Here is a 6,000-nt window from a genome sequence, read left to right as displayed (position 1 = left end):
ATTTATATTGTTACCAAGTCTTTATATATATTGTTATGATCTGAGAGGGGAATTGCGGATGTCCGCAGGAATATTAGGAATGGGCAAGTTTGTTCCTGAACATGTGGTTACGAATACGGATTTAGAAAAAAGAATGGATACTTCTGATGAGTGGATTCGGACAAGAACCGGCATTTCTGAACGGAGAATTGCCGACGAGCAAACGAATACCTCGGATATGGCGTTTGAAGCAGCAAAAAAAGCAATTCATAATGCCGGTTTGACTGCGAAAGATATCGATCTCATTCTTGTTGCTACGGTAACGCCGGATCATCCATTTCCATCGGTTGCCTGCATGCTTCAAGAACGGTTAGAAGCAAATCATGTACCCGCTATGGATATTAGTGCCGCATGTTCCGGGTTTATGTACGGAATGGTTACTGCCAAACAATTTATCGACAACAATACGTATCGTCATGTACTCATCGTCGGCGTTGAAAAGCTGTCGAAAATCACCAACTGGGAGGATCGCGGAACAGCGGTTCTCTTTGGGGATGCAGCTGCAGCAGCGGTTATGGGTCCCGTTTCGGACGGAAAAGGAATCTTATCCTTTGAACTTGGTGCGGACGGGAATGGCGGTAAATATCTCTATCAAGAGGATCAATTTATCAAAATGAATGGTCGGGAAGTCTTCAAGTTTGCGGTTCGCCAGATGGGTGAATCGGCTGTTCACGTTGCTGAAAAAGCAGGACTCAAAAAGGAAGATATTGACTATTTGATCCCGCATCAAGCCAACATCCGGATTATGGAAGCTTCCCGTGAACGACTTGGGATACCTGAAGAGAAAATGATTAAAACCATACAAAAATATGGCAATACATCGGCTTCATCCATTCCGCTCGCATTAGCCGATGCGCTTGAAGAAGGAAAGATTAAAGATGGTGATCTGATTGTTATGGTCGGCTTCGGCGGCGGATTGACGTGGGGTGCGCTGACACTCAAATGGGGAAAATAAACGCAAGTGGATTCATGAACATTTTATGCATTTTAAATCCTATTGCAAGGAGAGAATTGAATGAACAGAAGAGTCGTTGTGACCGGTCTTGGCGCAGTAACTCCGCTTGGCAACGATGTTGCGACAACATGGACGAATGCGATTAACGGAAAATCAGGAATCGGCATTGTTACACGTGTTAATCCTGATGATTTTCGTGCCAAGGTTGCCGGTGAAGTGAAGGACTTTGATCCTGAAAAATATATCGATCGTAAAGATGTACTTCGCATGGATCGATTTTCACAGTTTGCAGTGGCTGCATCAAAAATGGCTGTTGCCGATGCAAAGTATACAATTGATGAAACGAATGCAGAACGTACCGGCGTGTGGATTGGTTCGGGAATTGGCGGCATGGAAACTTATGAAAAAGAATTGACGGTTGCGATGAAACGCGGATTCCGACGTGTCAGCCCATTCTTCGTTCCGATGATGATACCGGATATGGCTTCCGGCCAAGTGTCGATTCTTTTGGGAACCAAAGGAATCAATTCGTGTACGGTGACTGCTTGTGCAACCGGATCCGACTCAATCGGCAGCGCATATAAAGCGATTCAGCGGGGCGATAATGACGCCATCATCTGCGGTGGCAGTGAAGCGCCACTGACCAATATGTCCTTTGCCGGTTTCACATCGGCACGGGCGCTTTCGACGAATCCGGATCCGGAAACTGCTTGCCGCCCATTTGATAAAAACCGCGACGGATTTGTCATGGGGGAAGGCGCAGGCGTACTGTTGCTTGAATCTTTGGAATCTGCACAAAAGCGCGGCGCACATATCTATGCGGAAATTTCCGGATATGGGGCAACCAGTGATGCATTCCATGTCACACGTCCGGATCCGGAAGGCAAAGGGGCGGTTCGCGCCATGCGTATGGCACTTGAAGATGCCAGAATTACTCCAGACGATGTTGACTATGTGAATGCTCACGGAACAAGTACACAAGCGAATGATTCCACAGAAACAGGCGCTGTGAAGACGGTTTTTGGTGAGAAGGCCTATGATTTGGCCATCAGTTCGACGAAATCGATGATGGGACACTTGCTTGGTGCATCTGGCGGTGTCGAGGCTATTCTCTCCATTAAAGCGATTGGAACGGGGATCGTTCCCCCAACGATTCACTACGAGACACCGGATGAAGCGTGTGATCTCAATTATGTGCCTAACGAAGCGATTAATAAGCCCGTTCGCGTTGCATTGAGCAACTCCTTCGGTTTCGGCGGCCATAATGCAACGCTCGTCTTTAAAAAGTTTGAGGCTTGAAAAAACTGCGAAACAGCGTAAATGTCATTTCCGCAAACTATTTGCGGAGGTGGCATTTTTACGTTTAAAGTGCATCTTAATCGAGCAGACAATAAATGTATGACAGCGAATAAAATCTTCCAATAATGACCATAATGTTGGCAAAACAAACAGAGGAGATGGAATCTCATGGAGATCGTCAGTGATATCTGGGTCAACTGGTTTGAGGGAGAAGAAAACAGTTATAATGTTTGCGAATTTTACGAGTGGCGCAAACATGATTTCATTGAACTGCTTGATCAGACCCCACTAATTCGAGTGGAGAAACCGCTCCTGAATTACATTGAAAACAACTTGCAGGACCTGCCTCAGGAATTGCTAAAGGATGTGCGCAATCGAAGCGTTATCTGTAAGAATAATCAACGAGAAATCATCGAATATTGTTTCATTGCAACCGACGGGGAACGTTGTATTGTCGCTGATACACTTGGCTATACCATCCCCGTTCGCAAGAGCAGACTGATTCCGCGACAAGAAAGTCTGATCTTGCAAAAAGCAGAAAAATTAGAGACCGCTTCTTATCCGCTTCCTGATGCAGCGATCCGAAAGAAAGAATACCACATGTTGTCGCTAGATCCTAAGTGGATGATCGGGTTAACGCGTAAGGAACGGCAGCTGAAGCAGCTGCTGTTCATGGCCCTGGATCAACTTCACGCCTCAAAGAATGTTGAGGAAATGCGCTATTGGTATACAGAATGGTATCCAACACGCTATCTGCAAAGCAGGACGCTGCGTTTTGAGGAAGCATGGCAGGGACTGGTGGAAGGAATGATTCCCGGATGGTCGGCCAAACATAGTGATCTCTGCGAGCGTATGGTAAAAGGACAAGCCTATTTTGAAAAACTGTGGGAACTTGAAAAAGGTTCAAAAGTGAACTAAACGAAAGTGCAGTAGGGAGGGTCAAGTTTTTTACTTGATCCTCTTTTTTTAGTGTGCCGGCATGTGCGACGGCTAGGCGGTGAAAGTTCGCTACAGCCCTCAGCAGTCGGAACTGTTAGCCAAGGGCAAAGGTGTACATCGCGAGGCTGAATCTGAAGGAAGCCGGACGATCAGGTAAGGATAGTATGTGATATTTGGTCGCGGAAAAGACTGTGCATCAAACGCGCAGATGCTCTGGCGCCTGCGGAGCGTCTCTGTTGATCACAGGCCAAAGAGGAGACCCCGCAGATACCTGCCTGTCTGAGGAGGCTCGCGGTGCGCTCGCGGCAAGCGAGCAGCTGGAGTGCCCGTCGTGCATAAGGTAATGAATCAAAACCGCATCCTGCGGAAGTAAGGACTAGGTGTAGCCTGGTTTTTCTTAACTTTTTTTAGACTAACCTTAACGATGCTGATTTTTTTCTCAACAAGTAGTCGCTATAGACAAATGGGTGATAAGTTCGTATTATAGAATTAAAATTTAACTATATTAAAAAGGAGAAGCGATGAAACATCCGGGCGCAACATTACGATTTCTGCGAAAATCGAAAAAAATGACACTTAATGAACTTGCCCAAGGTGAAGTCTCTGTTGCTTTTCTTTCACGATTTGAACGTGAAGACTGTGATATATCCTTCACACATTTGCTTCATTTGCTTGAGAGGCTGCATGTGAGTGTCGATGAATTTCTTTATATTAGTAATGGTTATGAGGTCGGCGACTTTCAAGATTTCTTTACGCATTTAAAAAGATACGTTATGGAAGATAATCTTCATATGCTTCAAGTCACTCGTGAAAAAATGCGTGACTACTATAATAGGAAGAAACGCGATCACTATCTTCACTTTTCAGCGCTCGCAGCCCTTTACGCGCATCGTATTTCAAAGCAGGATCCCGATCCGAACGATGTACGTATTTTAAGCGATTATCTTGAACGCGTAACGATTTGGGGGTATTACGAGCTGGTGGTTTATGCAAACTCAATGTACTCCTTTCCTCCCGAGCTGATCATTAAATTTTCACGAATGGCTTATGAGAAGAGCATGGACTATCAGCCACTTGAGATCGGGCTCGACAAGAAACAACTCATCCTAATGAACACGGCAACCGTTCTGATGGAAGTTGGCCGTTTAGCGGAGGCCAATACGTTTCTTGTTCTCTTAAACGATTCGATTAATAAAGAGAACGACTCTTATATGAAGATTAAACTGATTTATTTAAGAGGGATCTATCTGATTAAACAAGGCTATCGCAAGAGAGGTGAATCGATGGCGCGGCAAGCCATTCAGATCTTTACCGAATTAGAAAGTGTTTCACAAGCTGCGACTCATGCGAACTACCTTCAGGATGTCCTTAATTCTACTATAGTAAAAAAGGATTGAGCGAATAAATAGAAAAGACAGCTGTTTTGATGTCGTCCATCAAAGCGGCTGTCTTTTTGGATTCTTGATTAATGTCGGTTATGACGACCGATCCCCAATGCTTTTTCCGTCTTTCTTAATGTTTCTTTTGCGATTGCGTAAGCACGTTCGGCACCTTCATCGAGAATTCGATCCAGTTCGGAAGACTCGATTAATTGTGCATAGCGTTCTTGAATCGGCTTCAGAGTGCCAACTACTGCTTCGGCAACATCGGTTTTAAATTCACCATATCCTTTGCCTTGATAAGCAGCAACTAACGCATCAACAGAACGGCCGGAGCAGAGCGAGAAGATATCGAGCAGGTTCGAGATTCCCGGCTTTGCGTCGCGGTCATAACGGACAACGGCTTCATCATCGGTAATTGCAGATTTAATTTTCTTGATGATGTCTTTTTCCGGATCCAGTGTGAAGATCGTTGCTTTTCGGTTCGTATCCGACTTGCTCATTTTCTTCGTCGGTTCCTGGAGTGACATGATGCGCGCGCCAACTGGAGGAATATAGGGTTCGGGAATTGTAAACACATCGTCGTATTTATTGTTGAACCGTTCTGCTAAATCGCGTGTGAGTTCCATATGCTGTTTCTGATCTGCACCGACCGGGACAAGTTCGGTTTGATAAAGCAGAATATCTGCAGCCATCAACGGTGGATAAGTAAGGAGTCCAGCAGGAATGGCCTTCTTGCCTTTTGATTTATCTTTGAATTGGGTCATTCGTTCCAACTCACCCATATAGCTTGTACATTGCATGATCCATCCGAGCTGGGCGTGGCAAGGCACTTCAGACTGAATGAACAGAATTGATTTCTTTGGATCGATGCCCATAGCGAGGTACAGAGCAGCCAGATTACGAATGTTCTTTTGAATTTCTTTAGGATCCTGAGGTACGGTAATCGCGTGTTCGTCAACGATGCAATAGATACAATCGTTGCCTTCTTGGAGGGTTACAAAATTGTGCATCGCACCTAAGTAATTGCCAAGCGTCGGGATGGAGGTCGGCTGCACGCCGGAAAATATTTTTGCCAAAATGAATCACCTTTCTGTGTTTTCGATTTTTTTGAATATATAAAAAGGCCTATCCATCCACAAGGGACGAATAGACCGCGGTACCACCCTGATTTTTCTGCAAAACAGAAACAGCTTATCTGATCCTTACAAAACGAGAATCATCACCATGATAACGCATGGATGCGTCAATGCCTACTGACAGATTTGATTCTGAGGTTCGGATTGCAGCTCAAAAGTCCATTCCCATGCAGTCCGTCACCCCGGTCTCACCAAGTCCGAAGTTCTCTGAGGACTTTCTGCAAGGTACTCTTCTTTATCATTGCTTCAT

General features: G+C 45.2%; 5 protein-coding genes and 1 other annotated feature (1 of these 6 cut by a window edge). Of the genes, 4 read left to right on the top strand and 1 reads right to left on the bottom strand.

The annotated features are described in order from the left end of the window. Positions 1 to 58 precede the first annotated feature (58 nt). The 4 genes from SIN01_RS04540 (at position 59) to SIN01_RS04525 (ending at position 4,629) form a co-directional block, all read left to right on the top strand. Complete coding sequence (locus SIN01_RS04540; protein ID WP_010024731.1) at positions 59 to 994, top strand: beta-ketoacyl-ACP synthase III; 936 nt, start codon at positions 59 to 61, stop codon at positions 992 to 994. Between the two features lie 60 nt (positions 995 to 1,054). Further along, positions 1,055 to 2,293 carry a beta-ketoacyl-ACP synthase II gene (gene fabF / locus SIN01_RS04535; protein WP_010024733.1) on the top strand — a complete coding sequence of 413 codons (1,239 nt, stop codon included), beginning with the start codon at positions 1,055 to 1,057 and terminating at the stop codon, positions 2,291 to 2,293. A gap of 168 nt (positions 2,294 to 2,461) precedes the next feature. After that, entirely contained in the window at positions 2,462 to 3,211 is a 750-nt protein-coding gene (locus SIN01_RS04530) for a YjbA family protein (RefSeq protein ID WP_010024734.1), read from the top strand. A gap of 542 nt (positions 3,212 to 3,753) precedes the next feature. Beyond that, a complete protein-coding gene (locus SIN01_RS04525; protein ID WP_010027731.1) occupies positions 3,754 to 4,629 on the top strand; it encodes a helix-turn-helix domain-containing protein in 876 nt (291 codons plus the stop codon). 68 nt (positions 4,630 to 4,697) lie between these two features. Here the strand turns inward: SIN01_RS04525 and trpS are convergent, their stop codons facing one another. After that, positions 4,698 to 5,690, bottom strand: coding sequence for a tryptophan--tRNA ligase (gene trpS / locus SIN01_RS04520; protein WP_047034868.1), 993 nt, complete (start codon positions 5,688 to 5,690; stop codon positions 4,698 to 4,700). Between the two features lie 59 nt (positions 5,691 to 5,749). Continuing rightward, positions 5,750 to 6,000, bottom strand: a binding site (T-box leader); it runs 1 nt beyond the window's last position.

This window comes from Sporolactobacillus inulinus (genome assembly GCF_006539285.1).
Classification (GTDB): Bacteria; Bacillota; Bacilli; order Bacillales; family Sporolactobacillaceae; genus Sporolactobacillus; species Sporolactobacillus inulinus.
The sequence above is the reverse complement of the archived record's forward strand: the minus strand, read 5'-3'. Positions and strand labels throughout refer to the sequence as shown.